We start from the raw sequence: 2376 nt of genomic DNA, 5'->3' as shown, positions 1-2376 counted from the left end.
TGAACAAAAAGAACCAAAAAAACTTTAGACGGATGCTTGCGCATCCTCAAGCCGCCTAAAACTGCGCGCGGGCCCCACGTCCCGTGAACGGGAAATGCGTAAGCATTTCCACTGGCCGCCTCGGCCCAACCCGATGTCCGCGCTCTACTTGTTCATCGTGGCTAAAAACTCCTCGTTCGAGACCGTCCCCTCCATCTGCTTCTTGACCAGTTCCATCGCCTCCACCGAGTTCATATCCGTCAGGTGGCGACGCAAGATCCAGATCTTCTGGAGCGTGTCCCGGTCGAGCAGCAGGTCGTCCCGCCGCGTAGACGAAGCCGTAATGTCCACCGCCGGATAGATTCGCTTGTTCGAGAGCTTCCGGTCGAGTTGCAGCTCCATGTTCCCCGTCCCCTTGAACTCCTCGAAAATCACCTCGTCCATCTTGGAACCCGTGTCGATCAGCGCCGTCGCGATAATCGTCAGCGAACCCCGTTCCTCCGTGTTTCTGGCCGCCCCGAAGAACCGTTTCGGTTTGTGGAGCGCATTGGCGTCCACCCCTCCCGACAGCACCTTGCCCGACGCCGGTTGCACCGTATTGTAAGCCCGTGCCAGCCGCGTGATCGAGTCGAGGAAGATCACTACATCGTGTCCGCACTCGACCATCCGTTTCGCCTTTTCGAGCACCATCTCCGCCACCTTGACATGCCGCGACGCCTGTTCGTCGAACGTCGACGCGATCACCTCCGCCTTGACGCTCCGGGCCATATCCGTCACCTCCTCCGGCCGTTCGTCGATCAGCAGCATGATCATGTACGCCTCCGGATGATTGTCCGCAATGGCGTTCGCAATCGCCTTGAGCAGCATGGTTTTACCCGTTTTCGGCTGTGCCACGATCAGTGCCCGCTGCCCCTTCCCGATCGGCGCGAAGAGGTCGACGATTCGGGTGGACAGATTGTTGTGCCCCTTGTCCGTGATGTCGAATTTGGTCTCCGGAAAGAGCGGCGTGAGGTATTCGAACTGAATCCGGTCGCGCACCATCTCCGGTGCCAAGCCGTTGACCTCGATCACCTTGACCAGCGGGAAGTATTTTTCGCCCTCTCTCGGCGGTTTGATGATGCCCTTGACCGTATCCCCCTGTTTCAGACCGTAGCTTTTGATCTGTGCCGGCGAGACGTAGACGTCGTCCGGCGAGTTGAGGTAGTTGTAGTCGGCCGACCGCAGGAATCCGTATCCGTCCGGCATCACCTCCAGCGCCCCTTCGCAGTCGATGATGCCCAGAAAATCGTTCTGGTGGTCGATCTTGCGCGGCTGTTCGTTGCCCGCCGACTGAACTCCCTGCCCGTCGCCCGCCGTGTTCGGGGTGTTGCCGTACCGCCCCCGGTTGTTCTCCCGGTTGTTGTAATTGTTGTTATAGTTGTTTCCGTACCGCGGCGCATAGCCTCCCCCCTGCGGCAACTGTCCCTGTCCTCCGTGTTCCTGTGCGGTTTTTTCCGGGCTGGCGCTGTAACTGCTTCTGATGTTTCCTCCGCGTGCGCCGGCTTCCGGTCTGGCCGTCCGGTAGGTCTCCTGCTGTCCGCCGGTCTGCGTCCCCCAATGCGCCTGATTAGCAGTCGTTTCTGTCGCCTCTCCCTCTTGTGTCGTCATCCGCCTGCGCCGTCTCCGCTCCTGCCCCTCGTCGGTCGCAGCGGGGGCGGTTTTCTGGTTTTCGGCAGCCGCGCGAGGCGTTGTCTTCTCCGTCTCGTCGTAAGTCTCGCCCAACAGCCGGGCGATCAGCTCCTCTTTTTTGACATATTTTTTGCCGGTGACCACCCCTGCGGCCTCGGCCATCGAACGCAGCTGCCCGAGCGGCAGCCGTTTCAGCGTTTCTTTATCTGACATACGTGATATAAATTGCGGTTGTTCGCACCTTAGTCGTTCCGCGCGATGCGATTCGCCACATCGGCAGTACCGTTCCGTGCTCTCCGCTGTTCGGTCGGCAGAGGTGTGCGGTCGGGTCTCGCAGTACGCCCCGAGAGGCGTGGAATATTAAGGTGTGTGAAAGAGGAATGTTTTCGATGTGAAAGTCTCGCTTCTGCGAACCGCGCTTCGACAGGGTGAGTGCTTCGGCGAGCGAGTCGGGTTGAAAACAGCACCCAAAGATAGATAAATTTTCTTACGGTGCAATGTGTGTGGTGAATTGTCGGGCGGTCAGTTGGGTTTTTGCTTGCTCGGGCCATGAGGATGGGCCGAGGCTGTCGTTAGTTGTTGGGGTAGAGGCTGCCAGTTGAAATGCGTAAGCATTTCCCGTCCACGGGACGTGGGGCCCGGCCGGCCCGAGGCCAGTTTTAGGCGGGTCAAAGCTCGACCGCGCGCCGTCGCCTTAAAAGGGAAATCGTCAAAATGTGCTGGCACGTT

The 2376-nt window shown here is 59.3% G+C and carries 1 protein-coding gene; it reads right to left on the bottom strand.

The annotated features are described in order from the left end of the window. Positions 1 to 144 precede the first annotated feature (144 nt). A complete protein-coding gene (gene rho, locus QZ302_RS09785; protein ID WP_294594894.1) occupies positions 145 to 1860 on the bottom strand; it encodes a transcription termination factor Rho in 1716 nt (571 codons plus the stop codon). Positions 1861 to 2376: the final 516 nt, after the last annotated feature.

The organism is uncultured Rikenella sp. (genome assembly GCF_910579375.1).
In the GTDB taxonomy this organism is placed as follows: domain Bacteria; phylum Bacteroidota; class Bacteroidia; order Bacteroidales; family Rikenellaceae; genus Rikenella.
Note: the sequence above shows the minus strand (reverse complement) of the source record. Positions and strands in the feature narration are given on the sequence as shown.

Excerpts from the sequence above, each read along its gene's own strand:
- rho (WP_294594894.1), bottom strand. The coding sequence starts at position 1,860 with ATGTCAGATAAAGAAACGCTGAAACGGCTGCCGCTCGGGCAGCTGCGT.